Here is a 20,459-nt window from a genome sequence, read left to right as displayed (position 1 = left end):
TGAGAGTTCCCAGTCCTCCCGGACGGCCCCAGGGCCTGCGCATCGTGAACGACCCGGTCCAGTACGAGGGAAGGGGACCAGCTCATCGTGGGCCGGGACGCGATGGCCGGACGCGGGTCGCCAGAGCGAGAACCGGACCTCCAAGTCGACCTGGGAACTAGGCTCTGGGCCATGTCCGAGCCATCCCCTGACCCTCGCCTTCGTGCCTTGGCCGACCAGCTTCAGCCAGGCCCCGTGAGGACGGTGGAAGTCGTCGGGTTCGACGGAGCGGATGTCCTGGTGAGCCTCACGGCCCCCGAAGGGGCGAACTCCGAGATCGGACGGATCCCCTCGCACGAGGTGTCACTGCGCCGAACGGAACACCCGTCAGCGATCTTCCAGGTGGGCCAGGAGGTCGAAGCCGAAGAGATCGGGCGTTGGCGCGAGGGCCAGCTCCTTCTCTCCGCCAGGGCATGCGAGATCCCGGCCTTGCGTTCCTTTCTGCTCTCGATCGAAGAGGGCCAGGTAGTCACCGGGACTGTTGCGGGGGTTCACAACTTCGGGGTCTTCGTACACGTCGATGGTGAGCCTGACGGCCTGTGCACCGGCTTCATCCGTGGGCCGGAGCTGGCCTGGTCCCGGATCGACCACCCCTCGGAGGCCGTCGAGGCAGGCCAGCGGATCACCGCCGAGGTGATCATGCCTGAGACACGCTCAGGACAGGTCACGCTGTCACTGAAGGCCCTGCAGGAGGACCCGCTCGTTCGGCTTGCCGATCACGTCGGCCGACTCGTCACGGGGCCGATCACCAAGATCGTTTCCTTCGGTGTGTTCGTGGAACTTGCTCCAGACGTCGAAGGTTTCCTTCACCTCTCAGAACTCACCAATGAGCCGGTGGAGACGCCTGCCCACGTTGTCGGCGAAGGCGAACTGATCACGGTCGAGATCGCCGAGGTCGACCTTCGGCGTCACCGCGTGCGGCTGTGCGCCGCTGAAGGCCGGGGAACGTAGCCGCCTCCGGCGCCAGGACGAGGGGGCAGGCCGTCATCCCGCTGACGGCGCGCGGTGCGGCCCGCGGGATCGCGTTCGACCGCGACAGCAAGGGCCTGCCCAGCTGCTCCTCCCTACCAGCGCTCCATGGACTTTCACTGGTCCCGGTCGAACGGCGGCATCTCGATCCGCGCGATCGGCAACCCCAACTCCTCGAGCCGCTCAACGGCCCATGCCACGGCCTCCTCCAGATGAGACGCGGGCACCACGCACGGGAACCGAACGCCGCGCCGGTCCTCCTCCCAGCCGACCTGGCCACCGGCAAGGGCCTCCGCATGGTCGAAACGGTCGGACTGCTCTTGCGTCGGCACCTCCTGGGGATACAGAACGAACGGCCACTCACGCACAGTTGCTGTGCCGACTGGTGAATTCATTGATCTTCTTGCCCTCCGTGCCTGCATTCGCAGGTGTGCTCCACACCTTGGTACTGGCAGAGCACGGACAGCAGAGTACGTATCCCCACCGGTGCCCATTCTGGTCGCGCCTGACCTTCAGGCCAGCCTTCTCCGCCCGCCGCAACGCCGCTTCAACATCCGGCTTCGGATGCCGATCGCCCTTCATACAGTCATCACCACCATGGCTTCGCAACGAACGACAGGGCGATCGGACACGAACGCGAGGAGCAGTTATCGCAGAGCAGGCGATCTTCGAGGACTTATGCGCCTCTGGGCAGGGTCGGTGCATCGGCCAGGAGAGGCGTTGGATGACAAGCGAGATTGTGATCGCGCAGACCACCATCGACAACGAGAACCAGGCAAAGGCACTGGCCCGCAGCGCGGTTGAGCGCCGACTGGCGGCCTGCGCCCTTTCTCGCAGCGAGGTAGCCAGGCGATGATCGGCGCCATGGGGCACAGCCCCGCAAGGGCCACTCGCTCCCCACTCACCGAGAACAAGCCGGTCCGCCCCCGCGTCACGGGCAGGTCAGCACGATCTTGCCGAACTGCTCGCCGGACGCCAGCTTCTCGAAGCCCTCGCGGGCCCGGTCCAGCGGCAGCACCTCGTCGATGACGGGCCGTACGCCGGTGGCCGCGCAGAAGGCGAGCAGGTCCTCCAACTCGTCCTTGGAGCCCATCGTCGAACCGACGACCCTGAGCTCCAGGAAGAAGATCCGGGTCAGTTCGGCGGAGGCCGGGTCCGAGCCGCTGGTGGCGCCCGAGATCACCAGGGTTCCGCCCGGTTTGAGCGACTTGACGGAGTGGGACCAGGTCGCGGCGCCGACCGTCTCGATGACGGCGTCCACCCGCTCCGGCAGCCGGGCACCGGGCTCGAAAGCGTCCACCGCGCCCAGTTCCACGGCCCGTTCGCGCCTGGCCGCGTCCCGGCTGGTGGCGTACACCCGCAGGCCCGCGGCCTTCCCGAGGACGACGGCCGCGGTCGCCACGCCACCGCCCGCTCCCTGCACGAGTACGGAGTCGCCGGGCCGCACCCCGGCGTTGGTGAAGAGCATGCGGTACGCCGTGAGCCAGGCGGTGGGCAGGCAGGCGGCCTGTTCGAAGGTCAGCTCCTTCGGCTTGCGGAGCACGTTCCACTCAGGGACGGTGACCTGTTCGGCGAAGGTCCCCTGGTACTTCTCGGTCAGGATGGACCGCTTCTCACCGGCTCCCACCCCGTACCCCGTCTGCCCCACTACGGAGTGCAGCACGACCTCGTTGCCGTCCTGGTCGATCCCGGCGGCGTCGCAGCCGAGGATCATCGGCAGCTTGTCCTCGGCGAGTCCCACCCCGCGCAGCGACCAGAGGTCGTGGTGGTTCAGGGAGGCGGCCCGGACGTCGACCGTCGTCCAGCCGGGGCGGGCCACGGGGGCCGGACGCTCCCCCAGCTCCAGGCCGTTGAGCGGGTGGGCACGGTCGATGCGGGCTGCGTAGGCGGCGAACATGGACCCGACCTTAGGGTCCGCCCGACCCCGGCGGAACCGGCCACGCGTGTGACCCGCGCCGCGTCCGACGGAGAAACGGCCCCCGCCCTGGGGCGGGAGGGCGGCCGGTGCGACGTGCGCCGCACCCGCCGGAGAGACCGGGGCCCGCGAACGGGCCCCGGATCCGTCAGCGCCTCGCCACACCCTCCGCGCGCGCCGCCGCGGCCACCGCGGCGGTGACCGCCGGGGCGACCCGCTCGTCGAACGGCGACGGAATCACGCACTCCGGGGTCAGCTCGTCGGCCACCACGGCGGCCAGCGCCTCGGCTGCGGCGAGCTTCATGCCCTCCGTGATCCGGGAGGCCCGCACCTGCAGCGCCCCGGCGAAGATGCCGGGGAACGCCAGCACGTTGTTGATCTGGTTCGGGAAGTCACTGCGCCCGGTGGCGACGACCGCCGCGTACTTGCTCGCGACCGTGGGATGGATCTCCGGGTTCGGGTTGGCCATCGCGAAGATGAACGCACCCTCGGCCATCGAGGCGACGGCCGGCTCGGGGACCGTACCGCCCGAGACCCCGATGAACACGTCCGCACCGGACATCGCCGTCTCCAGCGGGCCCACCAGACCGGCCTTGTTCGTGAAGCCCGCGACCTCACGCTTGATGTCGGTCAGGTCCTCGCGGTCCGCCGAGACGATGCCCCTGCGGTCGCACACCGCGACATCGCCGATGCCCGCCTCGACGAGGATCCTCGCGATCGCGACACCCGCCGCGCCCGCGCCCGAGATGACCGCGCGCAGCTGGCCCAGCGAACGCCCGGTGAGCGTCGCCGCGTTGCGCAGGGCGGCCAGGGTGACGACGGCGGTGCCGTGCTGGTCGTCGTGGAAGACCGGAATGTCCAGCTGTTCCTGGAGCCTGCGTTCGATCTCGAAGCAGCGCGGCGCGGAGATGTCCTCCAGGTTGACGCCCCCGAAGGAGGGCGCGAGGCGCACCACGGTCTCGATGATCTCGTCGGTGTCGGTGGTCGCCAGCGCGATCGGAACGGCGTCGACACCGCCGAACTGCTTGAACAGGATGGCCTTCCCCTCCATCACGGGAAGGGACGCCTCCGGGCCGATGTCGCCGAGCCCCAGCACCGCGGTGCCGTCCGTCACGACCGCCACGACCTGCGACTTCCAGGTGTACTCGTGGACGAGTTCCGGGTTCTCGGCGATGGCGCTGCACACCTTCGCCACGCCGGGCGTGTACGCGAGGGACAGGTCGTCCCGGTCGCGCACCGGCACCGTGGCCTGAATGGCCATCTTGCCGCCGCGATGCAGCGCGAAGGCCGGATCGAAGGGCTCCTCGTCGTGCGAGGAAGAGGTGTAGCTGTCGCTGCGAGGATTGATGATCTCCGCTGCCATTGGTTGTGACCCCTTAAGTCTTCATCAGTTGAGGGTGGCCACTCCTGGTTGAGGAGGGGTGGGCGGGCACCGCGTACGTGCCCCGCGCCGGCCGGTTGGCCCGCCGGGCGGGGGGAGGTACATACGCGCGGGCGCGCCGCACACGCGCCCTGAGCCCCGGATGAGGGGTGTAACCGTCTGTTCTACCGGATGGACCGCACCACGGACGAGTCCAAATCGACTCGATGACGTGACTCATAGCGGGATATTCGGGCCCGTCGTCCGGGTGCCACGAACTGGGTCCACGCGTCGGCACGGCCGGAGATTCTCCGGCGGAAGGTGCGCGTTCCAGCAGATGGTCCGGTGCTGTCGTACCGGCCAATGAGGGAACGGGGGTGACCCGTTACCCGATTTTGACATGCCCAGCCACCTGAACGGACCAGTCGGGCTGGCAAGATGCCGTAACCACATGGTCGCGACTCCCCGTCAACGTGGGGTCGCGGCTCCTGCATCGGTATCCACGATCCGCCGGAGGACCCTCGCCATGACCGCACGCTCCACGCGCCGCACGACCGCAATGAAGTCCCGGACGGCCGCGGTCGGCGCCATCGCGGTCGCCGGCGCCCTGCTGCTGACCGGCTGCGGCGACCAGACCAAGAACGACGCGCCCAAGGGCTCGGAGACGGTCAAGGGCGGCGGCGCGCCGCTCGGCCATCTGCTGCCGCAGGACATCAAGGCGAAGGGCGTCGTCAAGGTCGGCTCCGACATCGCTTACGCACCCGTCGAGTTCAAGGACAGTTCCGGCAAGGTCGCGGGCATCGACCCGGACCTGGGCGCGGCGCTCGGCAAGCAGCTCGGGGTGAAGTTCGAGTTCGAGAACGGCACGTTCGACACGCTGGTGACCGGTCTGCGCGCCAAGCGCTACGACGTCGCGATGTCCGCGATGACCGACACCAAGGACCGGCAGAACGGCATCTCGGACGGCAAGAAGGTCGGTGAGGGCGTCGACTTCGTCGACTACTACTCCGCCGGTGTCTCGATCTACACGCAGAAGGGCAAGGACGAGGGCATCAAGTCCTGGGCGGACCTCTGCGGCAAGACGATCGTCATGGAGCGCGGCACGGTCTCCCACGATCTCGCCAAGGCCCAGGCGAAGAAGTGTCCGGCCGGCAAGAAGCTGACCATCCAGCCGTTCGACGACGACCAGCAGGCCCAGACCCGGCTGCGCTCGGGCGGCGCCGACGCCGGTTCCGCCGACTCCCCCATCGCCGCGTACGCGGTGAAGACCTCGGGCGGCGGCAAGGACTTCCAGATCGTCGGCCCCACGGTCCAGGCCGCGCCGTACGGCATCGCCGTCGCCAAGGGCAACGACCAGCTCACCAAGGCGATCCAGCAGGCGATGGACGCCATCATCAAGAACGGTGAGTACGACAAGATCCTGGCCAAGTGGGGTGCCGAGCAGGGCGCGGTCACCTCTGCCAAGATCAACGGCGGATCCTGACCGGACACCGGCGCTGAGAGGTATCACCCATGACTGCTGACATGGAAAAGGTGGGCCCCGTCGACGCGCGGCCCGCCGGACCCTCGGAGGCCATCAGGGCCATCCCGGTCCGGCACTACGGGAGGTACGTCGCCGCGGTCGTCGCCATCGCCGTGCTCGTGGCGATCGTCTACGCATTCTCCCAGGGAAAGATCAACTGGTCGGCGATCCCCGACTTCTTCTTCGACCACCGGATCATCCACGGTGTCGGCCAGACCCTGCTGCTCACCGTGCTCTCCATGGCGATCGGCATCGTCGGCGGCATCGTGCTGGCCGTGATGCGGCTGTCCAAGAACCCGGTGACCTCGTCGATCTCGTGGTTCTACATCTGGTTCTTCCGGGGCACCCCGGTCCTCGTCCAGCTGATGGTCTGGTTCAACCTGGGCCTGGTCTTCGAGTACATCAACCTCGGCCCGATCTACAAGGACTACTGGTCGAGCTTCATGACGCCGCTGCTGACGGCGCTGCTCGGGCTCGGGCTGAACGAGGCCGCGTACATGGCGGAGATCTGCCGGGCGGGCCTGCTCGCGGTCGACGAGGGCCAGACCGAGGCGGCGCACGCACTCGGCATGAGCCACGCCAAGACGCTGCGCCGGATCGTCGTCCCGCAGGCGATGCGCGTCATCGTGCCGCCGACGGGCAACGAGGTCATCAACATGCTGAAGACCACCTCGCTGGTCGCGGCGGTGCAGTTCTACGAACTGCTGCGCACCGCCCAGGACATCGGGCAGACGTCCGGGGCCGCGGTCGAGATGCTGTTCCTGGCCGCCGCCTGGTACCTGGTGCTGACGACGGTGTTCTCCATCGGTCAGTTCTATCTGGAGCGGTACTACGCACGCGGCTCCAGCCGCAGCCTGCCACTGACCCCGTTGCAGCGGATCAAGGCGAATCTGGGGTCGTTCAGCAACCGCTCGGGGGTGTCCGCATGACGGCGATGGTGAAGGCCGAAGGCGTCCACAAGTCCTTCGGTGCCGCGCACATCCTCAAGGGGATCGACCTGGAGGTCGCCCCGCGGGAGGTCTTCTGTCTGATCGGCCCGTCCGGTTCGGGGAAGTCGACGTTCCTGCGGTGCATCAACCACCTGGAGAAGGTCAACGCCGGGCGGCTGTACGTCGACGGGGACCTGGTGGGCTACCGCCAGAAGGGCGGGAAACTCTACGAGTTGAAGGACAGCGAGGTCGCCCTGAAGCGCCGGGACATCGGCATGGTCTTCCAGCGGTTCAACCTCTTCCCGCACATGACGGCCATCGAGAACGTCATGGAGGCACCGGTCCAGGTGCGCGGTGAGGCGAAGGCGGTGGCGCGGGCCCGTGCGGAGCGGCTGCTCGACCGGGTCGGGCTGTCCGACAAGGCGGCGAGCTATCCGACCCAGCTCTCCGGCGGCCAGCAGCAGCGGGTGGCGATCGCCCGCGCGCTGGCGATGGAGCCGAAGCTGATGCTCTTCGACGAGCCGACGTCGGCGCTCGACCCGGAGCTGGTGGGTGACGTCCTGGACGTCATGCGCGGACTGGCCGAGGACGGCATGACGATGATCGTCGTGACGCACGAGATGGGCTTCGCCCGCGAGGTGGGTGACGCGCTGGTCTTCATGGACGACGGCGTGGTCGTCGAGTCGGGCCACCCGCGGGACGTCCTGACCAACCCCCAGCACGACCGGACGAAGTCGTTCCTGTCGAAGGTGCTGTAGCCGCGGTCACGGGGAGGGGCGGTACGGCCCGTACCGCCCCTCCCCGTGCCGCCCGGCTACTCCGGCGCGAGCTCCTTCCGCAGGAGCTACTTCCGCGCGAGCTATTTCAGCGCGAGCTATTTCAGCGCGAGCAGCAGCGTGTCCGAGGGCGAGGCCCAGACGGGCCGCGCCTCGCCGAACCCGGCCTCGCGCAGGGTCCGCGCGTGCCACCGCGCCGACGGCTGGTCGCCGTCCGCGTGCTCGCCGTAGATCTCGAACCGTTCCGCGGTCGGCCCGGCGAGGGCCGGGTCCTCGGCCGCGAGCGCCCACCAGGCGGCCCAGTCGACCGCGCCGGACGCCTTGGCACGTTCCATGGCCGCATGGCGCCGGGACCGTTCGGCCGCGTTGATCCGCGGGGTCTCGTCGTCGATCATGTGGTCGGCGTTCATGAAGACCCCGCCGTCCCTGACCAGGCCGCCGAGCTGCCCGTACAGCGCGGCGAGCGGCTCGCTGTGCAGCCAGTGCAGCGCGGTGGCCGTCAGCACCGCGTCGTAACTCCGGTGCGGCAGCCGGTCCACCCAGCCGGGGTCCTTCAGATCGGCGGTGACGAACGTGACGCGCGCGTCACCGGCGAAGTACCCCTCGGCGATCGTGAGCAGGGCCGGGTCGAGATCGACGCCGGTACTGGTCGCTCCCGGGAACCGCTTGAGCAGCCGGTCCGTGATACTTCCCGTACCGCATGCCAGATCGAGTACGCGCGGTTCGGGGCCCACCAGGGCCTCGACCATGTCCAGCATGACCCTGAACCGTTCCTCGCGGTCCGGCATGTACCACTCCTGCTGACGGTCCCAGCTCGCCTGCCAGGACCGCCAGTCCGTACCCGTCACGTCCGTCGTCATGTCCGTCACCGTCTCCGTCACTCTCCCCGGCATCGTCATCGCCGTCGTTTCCGCCGTCGTTTCCGCCAGCGCCTTCCACCTGGTCCGCGCCAGAGGGAAAGCACCCGTACGTAATACCCTCGAAGTCGTAGCAGTCATTACGTCAGCTGCGCTCGACCTTAGACCGCCCCCGTAAGGACTACAAGTGGAACTGGCCTATTACTCGGACTACGCCGTGCGCCTGGTCAACAGCGAGGAGCCGGCCCGGAACAAGGACTCCCTCACCACGGTCGACGCGGTGCGCGAGCTGTTCGGCGCGAACGGGTCGGCGGCCCGCCGCGCCACGGACGCCGACGTCACACGCTTCCGCTCGGTACGCGGCCGACTGCGCGCCGTGTTCGAGGCGGCGGACGCCGGGGACGAGACCCTGGCCGTGGACCTCCTCAACTCACTGCTGATGGAGTTCCCGGTCTCCCCGCAGGTCTCCGGCCACGACCACCGCGACGAGGACGGCAGGCCGCTCTGGCACATGCACCTCGCCGACCACCCCTCCAACGCGACGTCCGGCTACGCGGCCATCGCCTCGATGGGGCTCGCCTTCCACCTCACCGAGTACGGCGTGGACCGGCTCGGCCTGTGCGAGGCAGCGCCGTGCCGCAACGCCTACCTCGACACCTCGACCAACCGCTCACGCCGCTACTGCTCGGACCGCTGCGCGACCCGCGCCAATGTGGCCGCCTACCGTGCGCGCAAACGCCTGGAGACGTCCCGGTCGGCCGCTACCGGCCGCACCGCCGACAGCAGCCAGGAGAGCAGCACCCCGGCCGAGCGCTGACGGCCCGGCATGAGCGGCCGGTACCTGGCCCGCACCCGCCCCAGCAGCAGCTCGTCGGGGACCGTGCCGAACGCCCGGCTGTCCATCGCCTCGGCCGCCGAACTGTCCCCGAGCACCCACCACCCGCCCTCACGGCGCTCGATCAGCCGCTTCACGATCAGCAGATCCTGCTGCAACGGGTGGCAGAGCACGGCCACATCACCCGCCCGCAGCGCCGCGCCGTAATGCACCAACAGCTGGTCCCCCTGCAGCAGAGTGGGCACCATGGACGGGCCCGTCACCTCGGCCACACCCAATGGGCGCCGCTTGTCCCGCCCCTGATCCGTCATCCGACATCTCCCGGTCCGATCGTCCACCAGTCCCATACTGGCCCTGGACTTTTGTCCTAAGCCCCTGGGGGCACTCGCGAATTCGGGCCTCTCACGGAGTAATGTCCCACCAGAGAAGACGATCACGAGGAAGGACAGCTCCATGCTTTCCCGCCTGTTTGCCCCCAAGGTGAAGGTCAGCGCCCACTGCGACCTCCCCTGCGGTGTGTACGACCCGGCCCAGGCCCGCATCGAGGCCGAGTCGGTCAAGGCCGTTCAGGAGAAGTACCAGGCCAACGAGGACCCGCACTTCCGGGCCCGCGCCACGGTCATCAAGGAAGAGCGGGCCGAGCTCGCCAAGCACCACGTCTCGGTGCTCTGGAGCGACTACTTCAAGCCCCCGCACTTCGAGAAGTACCCCGAGCTGCACCAGCTCGTCAACGACGCCCTGAAGGCGCTGTCGGCGGCGAAGGGCTCGACGGACCCGGCCACGGGCCAGAAGGCGCTGGACTACATCGCCCAGATCGACAAGATCTTCTGGGAGACCAAGAAGGCTTGATGTCATGCCGTTCGGTTTCCGACCGGACAGCAGGTCAGAGCGCCAACGAGAAGGACCCGACTGCTCGAAGCGGTCGGGTCCTTCTCCGCTCTCCCGCCGGTCCGCAGCCCCCGGCGCAGCCCTTCAGGGTGCTCACAGGACCGCACAAGACCCCGCAGCACGAGCACATCGCTTGCGTGCTCGACGCGCAGCAAGGCGCGCGATCAGGCGTCGTCACCTTCGTAGGCCGTCAGCGCGGCCTGGCGCATCTCGAACAGGCGGCGGAGGCATTCTTGATCCGGCTGCTCCTGCGTCAACGCCACCGTGGCCTCGCCCTCCAGGGCGGCCCACGCCTTTCGAGCGCGTTTGTGGCCTATTCGTCTCGTGTCGCTGCGCAGGAACCCCGCCCCTGCCGACAGCCCCGCAGATGCCAGTGCCAGCAGCGCCGCAGGGGTGCGTGCATCCGGCGTGGTCAGCCCCGTCGCGCCGGACACCGCGGCGAGAAGTGCGGCAGGGAAGCCCAGGGAGATATCGGCGACCGCCCAGAACGAGGCTCGCCGGTCGGCGAGCTTCGTCTTCTGCCGTGCTTCTTTGCGCAACCGCTCGACCTCGGCGAGCAGACGAACCGTCGGGTCACGAGAAAGATCGCTCGCCGAAGCTACCCCGGTCCCCTCATAAGCATCGTTCATGGTCCAGAGTCCACCACAAGTCGGCCTCATTCCACCTGACTTGGGCCTGCACCAGCTTCAACGACTTCGAAAGGGGCGCATGGTCGGGGACTCCCGAAGAGCCCGCTGCTCGTGAGATCAGGCCGTCGTCCGGCCGGGCGGGGATTCGCCGTCGGCAGCCGCATACCCGTCCAGGCGGTGGGCCAGCGCGCGTACGAGATCGCGCAGGGCCACCGGGTGCTCGATGACGAACGGGCGGTCCAGGGCGGCGAGTACGGGCGGAATCCAGTCCAGCCGCTCGGCCCGGATCCGGACGCGGACCCATCCGGTACTTTCGTCGGCCGTCCCGGAGGCACCCGAACTGCCGGGACGTACCCTGCCGGTGTCGGTCCCGTCCGCTTCGGCCGGTGCGGCCCGTACAGCCGGTGCGGCCTCATCGGTCGGTGCGGCCGAGATCGGGGACAGAGTGGCGATCCCGGCCGGGAGGTGGCCGCGGATGTGCGGGGCGTCGGCGCGGATCCGCAGCGACACCTCGTGGGTCCAGGGCGCGTCCGCGAGGCCGCTCAGCACGGTGGCTGCCGGGTCGAATCCGGCCGGGACGTCGAACGAGCCGGGCTGCACGGCCAGGGCGCCGATCCGCTCCAGCCGGAGGGTGCGTATCCCCCCGTCGGCCGGATCGACACCCGTCAGGTACCACCGCCCGGAATGTGCCACGAGTCCGTAGGGCAGGACGGTGCGGTCGGTGCTGCGGCCCTTCCGGTCGGTGTACGTGATCGCCACCGGCCGCCGATCGCGTGCGGCCTCGGCGAGTTCGAGCAGCACCTCTGTTTCCGGTGGGGTGGCGGGACCCGGCCGGGTGGTGAAGTCGGCCGTCTCCAGCAGCGCGTCCAGCCGTCGGCTCAGGGCCCTGGGCAGGACCCGCAGCAGCTTCGCCGTGGCACTGCCGCTCGCCGTGGCGGACGCCGTGACCGGACCGGACCTCCGGCCCGCCAGGAGACCGAGCAGAACGGCCAGCGCCTCGTCGTCGGTGAGCATCAGCGGGGGCATCCGGTAGCCGGGGGCGAGCCGGTAGCCGCCGTACCGACCGCGCACCGAGTCGACGGGCACGCCGAGTTCCAGCAGGTGGCCGACGTAGCGGCGGACGGTGCGTTCGTCGACGCCGAGGCGCACGGCCAGGTCCGGGACCGTGCGGATGCCGCCGCCCTGGAGGATCTCCAGCAGAGCGAGCACCCGGGCGGTCGACGATGTGGTCACCCCGGAAAGTCTGCCGCACATACCGGGCGGATTCTGTCCGGTATCGGTTCTAGCGTTCGGGACGCCACTTCATCCCTTCGTCCGAGACCACTCCTGGCAGGAAGCCGCTCATGAACTTCGTCAACTTCGTCTCGATCCGCGTGATCACCCACGATGTCGCTCGTCTCGTCGGGTTCTACGAACAGGTCACCGGCATCCCGGCCACGTGGTCGACCCCCGAGTTCGCCGAACTCGTCACGCCGTCCTGCACGCTGGCCGTCGCGGGCAGCCGCACCGTGGCACTGTTCGGCGCCGACTCCGCCCGACCGGCCGCCAACCACACGGTGATCACCGAATTCCGCGTCGCCGACGTCGACGCGGAGTACCGGCGCCTGGCGCCCCTCGGCTTCGAGTTCGTCCAGCAGCCGACGACGATGCCGTGGGGCAACCGCTCCCTCCTCTTCCGGGACCCCGACGGCAATCTGATCAACTTCTTCACGCCCGTCACCCCCGAGGCCCGGCACAGGCAGGACCGTTGAGAGGCGTCCGCGAGGCGGGGCCCGCACCGGGGACGGTCCGTTGCCAGCGTGGCCCGGGTCAGGCACAAGAGGCCCGGCCGACCATTGGTGACACGCTTTTTCTCCGCCGCCCGGCATAGCGGGCGGCACCCGCACGCGTCAGTACGGGCAGGGAAGGGCGATCGGCCCGTCGCGAAGAGAACGGCAAGAGAAGGTGACGATGGATGCCACAGATCAGGAGAGCTTCCGGAAGTTCGTGGCGAACAGATCGACCGCGCTGCTGAGGACCGCCGTGCTGCTCAGTGGCGGCGACCGCCACGCGGGCGAGGATCTGCTGCAGAACGCGCTGGTCAAGGCGGCGGGCCGCTGGCACCGGATCGACGAGCCCGAGGCGTACGTCCGGCAGATCCTCTACCGGCAGCAGGTCAGCCGCTGGCGGTTGAAGGGGCGGCGCAAGGAGCTCACCGTCGCCGAACCCCCGGACCGCGACGGCAGCGCCGACGCTGCCGGAGCCGCCGAACTGCGGCTCGTGATGCGCGACGCGCTCGCCCGGCTGACCGCCCGTCAGCGCACCGTCCTGGTGCTGCGGTACTTCGAGGACCTGCCCGAGGCGGACGTGGCGCGCCTCCTCGGGTGCACCGTCGGCACGGTCCGCTCCACCGCCCACCGTTCGCTCGCCAAGCTGCGCACGCTCGCGCCCGAACTCTCGGCGCTCGGCAGTCCCGAAGCCGTACAGCCGCGCTCCCGCGACTTCGCACCCGTGGAGGTACGACCGTGAACACCGAGGAACTCGTCCGTGCTTCCCTGCGGGAGCAGGCCGCCGCCACACCGGCCGCGCCTTCCGGTCTCGCCGACCGGGTCCTCGCCGTCCGACGCCGCCGCAGGGGCCGGGGGGTGGCCGGGGCCGCAGCCGCGACCGTGCTGGTGCTGGCCGCCGCAGTGGGCGTGCCCGCCCTGCTCGGCTCCTCCGACTCCGACTCCGACCAGGGCCAGGGCCCCCGGCTGGCCAGTTCGGTCGGGCACGGCGACATCCTCCGCCATGCCGACCAGTCCCCGCCGCGCGAGCTGATCGCGGTCGGTGACCAGGCCGTCGCCGCGTACTACACGTCCAAGAAGGCCGAGCAGCCGAACCACGACGAGATCACCACCCGTACCTACTCCGTACTGGACCAGAAGACCGGCCGGTACGTGGTGGACGCGCGCTGGTCGTATCTGGCCGCCGCCCCCGGGATGCGCACCGCCGCTGTCCTGGAGCGCGAACTGCCCGCGGGGCGGATCGGGTTGCTCGATCTGCTCACCGGCCGGGTGACCCGCTGGATCCCGGTTCCGCAGGGCGTCGGCGCGGTCTCCTTCTCGCCCGACGCAAGCAAGCTGGTCGCCACCACGTTCGCCAAGAACCCGGACCGCTCGTACTGGTCCCTGAAGATCCCGGTCAACAACACGGAGCAGCCGCAACCTACGCCCTGCCGCACCGGGTTCGCCGTCGTCGACCTCGCGAAGAACACCGTCGACTGGCACGCCCTGCCCTCCTTCACCGGTCCGGGTGGCAGGAACTTCGGCTCGGGCGAGGACCTGCTGTTCAACACCGACGGCACCCTGCTGTACGAGCCCGTCAACATGGAACCGGGCGTCTACTACCGGGATCTGCGCGGCAGGAAGGTGGACGTACCCGCGCGGGAGAAGGCGATCGACCTCTTCTCCGCGCCGGCCGGTCTCTCCCCGGACGGCAGGCTCGTCGCGGGCGGCTACGCGGGGGGCGTCAGGAGCACCGCGACCCAGGTGCTGGACCCGCGCACGGGGAAGCGAACCGCCAAGCTGCGCGGGCAGGAACTCCTCGCCTGGGCCGACAGCAAGCGGCTGATCGCCTGGGACATCGTGCCCGGCGGCGGCGAGTACGACACCCGGCTCGTCCTGGTCACCCTCGGCAGCGACAAGGAAGTCGTCCTCAGCGGTGCCCGCACGCCGAAGGACTTCTCGGGGGGTCGCTGGGAGCCGGTCTTCGCGAGGCGCTGAGCCCACTCGCAGAGGGAACAGAAGCCGAAGAAGAAGCAGGAGAAGCAGGAGAGTTCTTCCGGAAGAACTCTTCTGCTTCTATGGTGTGACGACGGCCGAACGCCGCTCCACGACCGCCGGGCAGGACTTCCGGGACGGCCTGCGCTACCTGCGGGCCGACCGGCATCTCATCCGGCTGGTGCTTGTCATCGGGCTCGGTGAGATGTGCTTCAGCGGGCCCGTCGGCACCGGGCTGCTGCTGCTCACGGACGAGCACGGCTGGGGCGCGGGTGCGCTGGGCTGGATCCTGGCCGCGTTCTCCGTCGGCGGCGCGGTGTCCGGTCTGCTGCTGGCCGCCGTGAAGCGGGTCCCGTACGCCCGTGGTGTCCTGTCCGGCGCCCTGCTGCTCACCACGGTCCTGGTCGTCGCCCTGGGCCGGGCGCCGGGGCCGGGTACCGCCGTCGCGCTGGGCGCGTTCCTCGGTGCGGCGAGCGGCGCGGCCGTGGTGGTGAGCAACGGGCTGCTCCAGGAGCGCGCCGAGATCCGTTACCTGGGGCGTGTCACAGCGGTGACGAGCCTGTGCACGGTGGGGCTCAGCCCGCTGCTCTACCCGCTGGCCGGGCTGATCACCGCCGCCTGGGGCACCGGGGTGTTCTTCATGGGGTGCGGCGCGGTCTGTCTGCTCGCAACGGGCATCAGTCTCTCGGTACGGCCGTCGGGTTCCGGCGCCTCCGCCTGATCTCGGTAATCTCTGCCGAAGGGGGGCGATTTCAGGAAAGCCGCTCCGAGACGTTCGCTCTGTGGAGAGCCAGTTGTGTGGGGAGCCAGTTCATGAACGACCTTGCGGTGGCGAACAGTTCGGCGGAGAGACCCGATGAGGAGAACGGCTTGGCCGGGAACAGCCCCGTACGGCCGGACCAGTTGATCGGTGCGGGCCGGACGGCGGACGTGTTCGCCGTCGACGAGGAGTGGGTGCTGCGCCGCTACCGGCACCAGGGTGCGGACACCGCCGAAGAGGCCGCCGTGATGGCCCACTTGGCGCGGTGGGGATACCCGGTACCCGAGATACGGCCGGACTCGAAGGGTCCGGACCTGGTGATGCGGCGGCTGGACGGTCCCACGCTGGTGGAGGCCGCGTTGGCCGGCCAGGTCACCGCGGTGCAGGCCGGTGCGATGCTGGCGGGGCTGCTCGGCCGACTGCACGAGGCCCCGGCGCGGCTCGCGGCCGACCCCGGGGACCGGATCCTGCATCTCGATCTGCACCCGGAGAACGTGATGGTGACGGCCGCGGGGCCGATGGTCATCGACTGGTCGAACACCGTGGAGGGCCCACCGGAGCTGGACTGGGCGATGTCGGCGCTGATCCTGGCGCAGGTCGCTCTCGACGCGCCTGCGGAGCTGGTGCAGCCGGTCCGCTCGCTGCTGTCCGCGCTGCTCCACGGCCGTGCCGACGTGGCGTCCTGGCCGCTGGAGCGGGCCGGGGACATGCGCGCCGCCAACCCGACGATGAGCCCGCACGAGATCGGGCTCATCGGCGAGGCCGTCGCTCTGGTGAGGGCGTCGGCGGAGCGCTGAACCCCGGCCGGTCGCGCGCCCGGTGACGGGCGCCGATACGGCCAGGAGTCCATGTCAGGCGCGGGCGGCCGGGCTCACCGGTCGGTCTTCTTCTCCTCGGTGAGCAGCCCGTTCTCGGCGAAGACCTTCTTCGCGACGGCGGTGGCGTTGAGCGCCTTCGGCATCCCGCAGTAGACCGCGGAGTGCATCAGCGCCTCGACGATCTCCTCGGTGCTGAGACCGACGTTGAGTGCCGCGTTGATGTGGACGTCGAGTTGCGGCTCGCAGCCGCCCAGCGCGGTGAGCATGCCGAGCGTCACCAACTGGCGGTCCCTGAGCGCGAGTCCGGGACGGCTGTATATGTCGCCGAACGCCCAGGCGACGATGTGGTGGCCCAGATCGGGCGAGATGTCGGCCAGCGACTCGATGACCTGCCGGCCACCCTCGCCGACGACCTGGTCGAGCATGACCATGCCCCGTTGTAAACGGTCCTGCCGGGTCTCGGCGACGGCGTCCGAGGTGAGATCCGGTGCGGTGCGCGGGAGGGCAGGATCGGTCGGGGTGTTCATAGCTGCTCCGTTCCGGGCTCCTCGTCAGGAGGTCGAGGAGCCGTGCAAGACGGTTGAACGTTCGCCTGTTGTAGGGAGAAGTAGATGTGCGGCCTTGTGCCAGGTCAAGGGGGTGACAGCGGTCCGTCCTACCCGCATCAGCCGCCCAGTACCTTCGCCTCGGTCTCCGGGTCCGGGCCGACCGCGGGGAGGTCCCACCGGAGCGGGCCCCGGCCACCGCGCGGACGGGCCGTGCGGAAGCCTCGCACGCCCTCGGTGTGAACTGCGTAGGCTGCGCGGAATGAGCAGACGGTGGTGGGCGTCCGGGGCCGCGGTACTGACCGTCGTCGCAGGTCTCGGAGTACGTGCCTGGTCGGACGGCGCGTTCGCCAAGTGCGCGGGTGACAGCCTCTACACGGTCCTGGTGTACCTGGTGGTGGTGCTGCTCGCGCCCCGGCTGCGCGCGGTGACCACGGCCGGGATCGCACTCGCTTTCAGCTGGGCCGTCGAGTTCCTCCAGATCGCCGGGATCCCGTCCGTGCTAAGGCCGTTGCTCGGCTCCACCTTCCACCCGCCGGACCTGCTCTGGTACACCGTCGGCGCCGCTCTCTGCTGGGCGGTGGCGGCGGTGGCGGGGCACACGGCCGAGGGTCGCAGGGAGCCGGAAGGCCCGCCCGGCACGGCGCACGGCTCCGGCGGACGCCCCGGCGGACTCACCGGAACGGGCGACCCCGTTCACTGATCAACTCCCCCTCGATCGGGTATTTTCGGCGCCATGGACGCGCCGTACACCCGCCTGCTGGTCGACCGCTTCGCGGAGACCTTCCGCTTCTACCGGGACGTGCTCCCCGGACTCACCGGGGCCGTGCTGGCGGGTGGCGACGAGTCGGCCGGGTATGCCAGCTGGGACCAGGACGGCCGTACGGTCTTCGCCCTCTTCGAGAGGCGCTTCATGTCCGGCGCGCTGGGCACCGACGGGCTCCCGCACGGGGAGAAGGCGCAGGATCTCTTCTCCCTCGTCGTGCACCTGGCCGACCGGGACGCGCTGGACGCGGCGGTCACCCGGTGCACGGAGGCGGGCGCCGTGGTGGTGGCCGCGGCGCAGGACCGTCCGCAGTGGGGTCCGGCCCTGCGGGCAGCGCATCTGCGGGACCCCGACGGGCATCTGCTGGAGCTCCAGAGCTACTGAGCCGGGTGGGCACCCGGGCACGGTGCGGCCGGGCACCCGGCGTACTCCCGTGGCCTGTTACGGGCCCCTCACCTCAGAGCGCGTCACGGACCAGCGTCAGCACCTCCTCGTCGGAGAGGCCCAGCTCCCGGGCCTCCACCGCGAGTTCCCGTACCCGCGCCAGCAGCCGCGCCCGCCCCTGCGCGGCGCCGCCCACCACGACCGCGCCGCGGCCCCGGCGCAGTTCGATCAGGCCCTCCTCGCGCAGCCGCTGGTAACCGCGGAGCACGGTATGGACGTTGACCCCCAGGGAGTCGGCGAGCATGCGCGCGGCCGGGAGCCGTTCGCCCGCGGCCACCGCGCCGTCGGCGACCGCGCCGCGGACACAGGCCGCGATCTGGTCCCCCAGCGGGACCGCGGAGGACGGATCGATCCGGAAGAGCATCAGCGGCTGCCCTGCCGGTCGGCCAAGGTGTTGAGCAGGGCCGCGGCATCGGCGGAGCCGTCGACGGTGACCGCGAAGTCGCGGCCGTTCGTGCGTCGGATCACGATGGCCTCGCCGGAGCGGAGGATGAGGCCGGAACGGCCCGCCCGGACGCGGTAACCCCAGCCTCCGAACTCCTTCAGGGCGTCGACCTCACGGCTCGTGGCCCGCTCGACCTCGTTCAGCGGCACCCGGAGACGCGGCCAGGGCAGCCATCCGGTGGAGACGGTCAGGCCCCGGCGGTCCACGGTGACGCAGGGCCGGGCGAAGAGCAGGAGTACCAGGCCCAGCAGCAGGGGCGGTACGGCAGGCTGCCATCCGGCGGTGAGCAGGACGACGAGCGCGGTGCCGATCGCGGCCAGCAGCAGGATCCACATCAGCCGGGTGCCCGCGTACCGGGCCCAGCCCAGGGTCTCGCCGTCCGCGTGGTCGAGCCGCTCGACGGGTCCGTCCTCCGCCGGGGGGAGCTCGGACCGGAGGGACCGGCTCAGCCCCCGGCCGACGGCTGCCGACACCGCGGCCACACCGGCGGCCACCGCGATCTGCCAGAGCGGGAGTTCGGGAGAGGTGCGCAGGTTGGCGTACAGGGTCGCCGCCATCAGATAGCAGCAGAACCCGGCGACCGCCCAGCCGGTCACTATCAGGCCCCGTACTCCCCGCGACACGAGGACCCAGACCAGGCCCAGGCCGAGCATGAGCGCCGTGAGGACGATGAAGAAGTTCAGCTGCCCGGAGGTGCCGTTGGCCTGACCGGTGCCGGTGAAGTGAGTGGCCAGCCGGTGTGGCAGCCGGTCCCGCAGCCGGACGAAGAGTACGAGGTCGACGACGTAGGCGAGCAGGAAGGGCAGCCCCGTGACTGCCACACGTCGGATGCGGTCAGGCCCCATGGAAACCTCCATTGTTTGCATCCAAGTAGAACAATGAAGGGAGGGGTCGTCAAGCGAACCCACCCAGCTGCACCCGTACAGATGAACGCAGCGGTCCCGCACCGGAGTACCGGTGCGGGACCGCTGACTGGATCTGTCCGCTGGGGAGGGGGCGTCGGCTACACGGCGGCGGTGAAGGGTGCCTGGAGTGTGGCACCGGGCGGGAGTTGCTCCTGGATGAGGGCGAGCGCCGCCCCGAAGTCCCCCTGGTCGTTGCCCGAGACATAGCTCGTGCCGCCGTAGTGCAGCGTGACGCCGAGGTCGGTGGCCGGACGCCGCAGGGCCAGCAGGCAGCTGAGCGTGGCCTGCTGGGCCGTGCTGTCCTCGGCGACCACCGGGAGCGGCATGTCCCACTCCAGCACGCAGTCGCTCAGTGGCCCGCCACCCTCCGGCCGCGCACCGTCGACCGGTGCGAACGAGTCGAACGAAGTACCCGCATAGTCGACTCCCCTGATCCGGGTGCGGAGTTGACGCTCTACGGCGCTGATCACAAGGGCATCTGATCCATGGCTGTCCCGGTACCAGCCGGCCCATGACTGTGGTGTCATGAGCGCGACTGTAGCGGTGTGACCAGCCCGGCGTCACCAAGAGTGATCAAGTCCGGACTTACCGGTGCGTGGTGGGGTTTTGCGGCGGGCGTCCCGTTTCCGGGGGCGGCGGACGGTACCTCAGCCCCGGGGCTCGCGCCACATCGGCCACATCTGCGGGCCGTCCGGCAACTGAACGGCAGTGCCCATGAATGCGAATCCCAGCCGCTCGTACAGCGCGCGGCTGCGCGTGCTGCTCGCCTCCAGATAGGCGGCGACGCCCTCGCGGTCGCAGCGCTCCAGTACGGGCGCCATCAGCGCGGTGCCCAGCCCCTCGCCCTGGCGCCCCGGGGCCACCCCGATCATCAGCAGGTAAGCGTGTGCCCGGTCGTGCGGGTGGACCTCGCCCGTCAGCCGGCCCACCAGCTCGCAGCGTTCGTTGTCCGGGTCCGCGATCTCCCGCATCCGGGCCGGGGTGTCGTCCTCCTCCGGGACGCCCGCGGGGACATCGAGCCACAGGGCCATCGCCGAGCCGTCCTCCGCGAGGTCGACGCGGCCCTCCGCGAGGGTGACGTCGATGAAGACACCCAGGAACTTTCCGTGCACCGCCCTTCGGTGTGCTTCGTCGGGGAAGACCCAACTGCTCACCGGGTCGTGCATGAAGGACTCGTCCAGCAGCCGCACGAGCGTCTCCCGGTCGGCCTCGCCCGCCTGTCGTATCGCCACGCCCATGGTCCGGTTCCTCACATCTCTCGCCGTTCGCATCGTCCTGCACCGCGCCGCGGCCGGCCGAAGCCCACCGCAGCGCACC

The 20,459-nt window shown here is 70.0% G+C and carries 26 protein-coding genes; 14 read left to right on the top strand and 12 right to left on the bottom strand.

The genetic code is table 11. The annotated features are described in order from the left end of the window. Positions 1 to 207: 207 nt before the first annotated feature. Positions 208 to 990 (top strand): S1 RNA-binding domain-containing protein, encoded by a 783-nt coding sequence (locus tag OG709_RS24745; protein WP_329167697.1) that lies wholly within the window; start codon positions 208 to 210, stop codon positions 988 to 990. A 134-nt stretch (positions 991 to 1,124) separates the two neighbouring features. On the opposite strand, the gene OG709_RS24740 is transcribed toward OG709_RS24745, so the two are convergent. After that, positions 1,125 to 1,340: a hypothetical protein gene (locus OG709_RS24740; RefSeq protein ID WP_250297917.1), complete on the bottom strand. Its 216-nt coding sequence runs from the start codon at positions 1,338 to 1,340 to the stop codon at positions 1,125 to 1,127. A 392-nt stretch (positions 1,341 to 1,732) separates the two neighbouring features. Between OG709_RS24740 and cutA the strand changes: the two genes are divergently transcribed. Next, complete coding sequence (gene cutA / locus OG709_RS24735) at positions 1,733 to 1,864, top strand: divalent cation tolerance protein CutA (protein WP_401273547.1); 132 nt, start codon at positions 1,733 to 1,735, stop codon at positions 1,862 to 1,864. A gap of 75 nt (positions 1,865 to 1,939) precedes the next feature. Here cutA and OG709_RS24730 read toward each other — a convergent pair whose 3' ends face one another. Then, positions 1,940 to 2,905: a zinc-binding dehydrogenase gene (locus OG709_RS24730; protein WP_250297919.1), complete on the bottom strand. Its 966-nt coding sequence runs from the start codon at positions 2,903 to 2,905 to the stop codon at positions 1,940 to 1,942. 166 nt (positions 2,906 to 3,071) lie between these two features. Further along, the gene (locus tag OG709_RS24725; RefSeq protein WP_266640818.1) at positions 3,072 to 4,286 is read right to left on the bottom strand and encodes an NAD(P)-dependent malic enzyme; all 1,215 of its coding nucleotides are present in this window, start codon (positions 4,284 to 4,286) and stop codon (positions 3,072 to 3,074) included. 523 nt (positions 4,287 to 4,809) lie between these two features. Here OG709_RS24725 and OG709_RS24720 point away from each other — a divergent pair. From OG709_RS24720 to OG709_RS24710, 3 genes are read left to right on the top strand one after another with little or no spacing between them, the layout of a single operon-like run. Further along, entirely contained in the window at positions 4,810 to 5,766 is a 957-nt protein-coding gene (locus tag OG709_RS24720) for an ABC transporter substrate-binding protein (RefSeq protein ID WP_266640820.1), read from the top strand. A 29-nt stretch (positions 5,767 to 5,795) separates the two neighbouring features. After that, entirely contained in the window at positions 5,796 to 6,734 is a 939-nt protein-coding gene (locus OG709_RS24715) for an amino acid ABC transporter permease (RefSeq protein WP_266640822.1), read from the top strand. 5 nt (positions 6,735 to 6,739) lie between these two features. Then, positions 6,740 to 7,492 (top strand): amino acid ABC transporter ATP-binding protein, encoded by a 753-nt coding sequence (locus OG709_RS24710; protein ID WP_250298026.1) that lies wholly within the window; start codon positions 6,740 to 6,742, stop codon positions 7,490 to 7,492. A 116-nt stretch (positions 7,493 to 7,608) separates the two neighbouring features. Here OG709_RS24710 and OG709_RS24705 read toward each other — a convergent pair whose 3' ends face one another. Then, entirely contained in the window at positions 7,609 to 8,370 is a 762-nt protein-coding gene (locus tag OG709_RS24705) for a class I SAM-dependent methyltransferase (RefSeq protein WP_266640824.1), read from the bottom strand. A 184-nt stretch (positions 8,371 to 8,554) separates the two neighbouring features. Here OG709_RS24705 and OG709_RS24700 point away from each other — a divergent pair, with 184 nt between their 5' ends. Then, on the top strand, positions 8,555 to 9,184 hold the full coding sequence (locus OG709_RS24700) for a CGNR zinc finger domain-containing protein (protein WP_250297924.1): 630 nt from the start codon (positions 8,555 to 8,557) through the stop codon (positions 9,182 to 9,184). On the opposite strand, the gene sodX is transcribed toward OG709_RS24700, so the two are convergent. Beyond that, positions 9,088 to 9,513 carry a nickel-type superoxide dismutase maturation protease gene (sodX, locus tag OG709_RS24695; protein WP_329167696.1) on the bottom strand — a complete coding sequence of 142 codons (426 nt, stop codon included), beginning with the start codon at positions 9,511 to 9,513 and terminating at the stop codon, positions 9,088 to 9,090. The genes OG709_RS24700 and sodX overlap by 97 nt on opposite strands. Before the next feature lie 142 nt (positions 9,514 to 9,655). On the opposite strand from sodX, the gene sodN reads away from it, so the two are divergent. Next, positions 9,656 to 10,051, top strand: a complete 396-nt coding sequence (gene sodN, locus OG709_RS24690) for a superoxide dismutase, Ni (RefSeq protein ID WP_164266635.1) — start codon at positions 9,656 to 9,658, stop codon at positions 10,049 to 10,051. A 203-nt stretch (positions 10,052 to 10,254) separates the two neighbouring features. Here the strand turns inward: sodN and OG709_RS24685 are convergent, their stop codons facing one another. Continuing rightward, positions 10,255 to 10,719, bottom strand: coding sequence for a hypothetical protein (locus OG709_RS24685; protein ID WP_250297926.1), 465 nt, complete (start codon positions 10,717 to 10,719; stop codon positions 10,255 to 10,257). Positions 10,720 to 10,836: 117 nt separating this feature from the next. Then, positions 10,837 to 11,952 carry a helix-turn-helix transcriptional regulator gene (locus tag OG709_RS24680; RefSeq protein WP_250297927.1) on the bottom strand — a complete coding sequence of 372 codons (1,116 nt, stop codon included), beginning with the start codon at positions 11,950 to 11,952 and terminating at the stop codon, positions 10,837 to 10,839. Positions 11,953 to 12,062: 110 nt separating this feature from the next. Here OG709_RS24680 and OG709_RS24675 point away from each other — a divergent pair, with 110 nt between their 5' ends. The 5 genes from OG709_RS24675 (at position 12,063) to OG709_RS24655 (ending at position 16,016) form a co-directional block, all read left to right on the top strand. Continuing rightward, positions 12,063 to 12,470: a VOC family protein gene (locus OG709_RS24675; RefSeq protein WP_266640852.1), complete on the top strand. Its 408-nt coding sequence runs from the start codon at positions 12,063 to 12,065 to the stop codon at positions 12,468 to 12,470. Positions 12,471 to 12,669: 199 nt separating this feature from the next. Next, positions 12,670 to 13,227: a SigE family RNA polymerase sigma factor gene (locus OG709_RS24670; RefSeq protein WP_250297929.1), complete on the top strand. Its 558-nt coding sequence runs from the start codon at positions 12,670 to 12,672 to the stop codon at positions 13,225 to 13,227. Further along, entirely contained in the window at positions 13,224 to 14,462 is a 1,239-nt protein-coding gene (locus tag OG709_RS24665) for a hypothetical protein (protein WP_329167695.1), read from the top strand. The genes OG709_RS24670 and OG709_RS24665 overlap by 4 nt, the downstream gene beginning before the upstream one ends. Before the next feature lie 85 nt (positions 14,463 to 14,547). Continuing rightward, positions 14,548 to 15,180, top strand: a complete 633-nt coding sequence (locus OG709_RS24660) for an MFS transporter (protein ID WP_329167694.1) — start codon at positions 14,548 to 14,550, stop codon at positions 15,178 to 15,180. A 92-nt stretch (positions 15,181 to 15,272) separates the two neighbouring features. Further along, positions 15,273 to 16,016 (top strand): phosphotransferase, encoded by a 744-nt coding sequence (locus OG709_RS24655; RefSeq protein ID WP_329167693.1) that lies wholly within the window; start codon positions 15,273 to 15,275, stop codon positions 16,014 to 16,016. Positions 16,017 to 16,090: 74 nt separating this feature from the next. On the opposite strand, the gene OG709_RS24650 is transcribed toward OG709_RS24655, so the two are convergent. Next, entirely contained in the window at positions 16,091 to 16,468 is a 378-nt protein-coding gene (locus OG709_RS24650) for a carboxymuconolactone decarboxylase family protein (RefSeq protein WP_250298027.1), read from the bottom strand. A gap of 376 nt (positions 16,469 to 16,844) precedes the next feature. On the opposite strand from OG709_RS24650, the gene OG709_RS24645 reads away from it, so the two are divergent. After that, on the top strand, positions 16,845 to 17,285 hold the full coding sequence (locus OG709_RS24645) for a ribosomal maturation YjgA family protein (protein WP_250297933.1): 441 nt from the start codon (positions 16,845 to 16,847) through the stop codon (positions 17,283 to 17,285). A gap of 33 nt (positions 17,286 to 17,318) precedes the next feature. Next, a complete protein-coding gene (locus OG709_RS24640; protein WP_266640861.1) occupies positions 17,319 to 17,732 on the top strand; it encodes a VOC family protein in 414 nt (137 codons plus the stop codon). A gap of 73 nt (positions 17,733 to 17,805) precedes the next feature. Here the strand turns inward: OG709_RS24640 and OG709_RS24635 are convergent, their stop codons facing one another. From OG709_RS24635 to OG709_RS24620, 4 genes are all read right to left on the bottom strand, one after another. Further along, complete coding sequence (locus tag OG709_RS24635) at positions 17,806 to 18,156, bottom strand: GntR family transcriptional regulator (RefSeq protein ID WP_250297935.1); 351 nt, start codon at positions 18,154 to 18,156, stop codon at positions 17,806 to 17,808. Further along, entirely contained in the window at positions 18,156 to 19,082 is a 927-nt protein-coding gene (locus OG709_RS24630) for a DUF1648 domain-containing protein (RefSeq protein WP_329167692.1), read from the bottom strand. The genes OG709_RS24635 and OG709_RS24630 overlap by 1 nt, the downstream gene beginning before the upstream one ends. Positions 19,083 to 19,240: 158 nt before the next feature. Continuing rightward, positions 19,241 to 19,669: a DUF6304 family protein gene (locus OG709_RS24625; RefSeq protein WP_250297937.1), complete on the bottom strand. Its 429-nt coding sequence runs from the start codon at positions 19,667 to 19,669 to the stop codon at positions 19,241 to 19,243. A gap of 120 nt (positions 19,670 to 19,789) precedes the next feature. Then, positions 19,790 to 20,380 carry a GNAT family N-acetyltransferase gene (locus OG709_RS24620; protein ID WP_266640866.1) on the bottom strand — a complete coding sequence of 197 codons (591 nt, stop codon included), beginning with the start codon at positions 20,378 to 20,380 and terminating at the stop codon, positions 19,790 to 19,792. Positions 20,381 to 20,459 lie beyond the last annotated feature (79 nt).

Origin of the sequence: Streptomyces sp. NBC_01267 (genome assembly GCF_036241575.1) — a bacterium.
Classification (GTDB): Bacteria; Actinomycetota; Actinomycetes; order Streptomycetales; family Streptomycetaceae; genus Streptomyces.
Note: the sequence above shows the minus strand (reverse complement) of the source record. Positions and strands in the feature narration are given on the sequence as shown.